The sequence below is a fragment of the Monashia sp. HAY1-5C genome (genome assembly GCF_056755255.1).
This window is the reverse complement of sequence record NZ_JBPGXG010000462.1, coordinates 1-260: the sequence shown is the minus strand read 5'-3', so window position 1 is coordinate 260 and position 260 is coordinate 1. Positions and strand designations below refer to the sequence as shown.

General features: G+C 60.4%; 1 protein-coding gene. It reads left to right on the top strand.

Features of this window, described 5'->3' with window-relative positions:
• Positions 1 to 260 (top strand): hypothetical protein (locus ACR9ZK_RS22435; RefSeq protein ID WP_481344138.1); only part of this gene is annotated, 260 nt, incomplete at both ends.

Below are 260 nucleotides of genomic sequence, written 5' to 3'. Positions count from 1 at the left end.
TCTTGGAACCGGCGAAGCAACTGCTTGGCGATCAAGAATCCGATGATGAGTACCTTCGCGTTGAGTACGCGCGCCTAGCACAGGCCGTCGCTCGGGCAGAAGGGTCTGCGACGTCGGTAGCGACACCGTTCCTCGAGAAGGCATTCGCCGCCGACCTCGCCTGGATGCGAGAGCGACTCGTTCGCCCGGAAGGTCTTACCGATCAGCAATGGGCAGAGAGCATTCATGTCAAGGCTCAGCGATACCGGCACAGTTGGCTC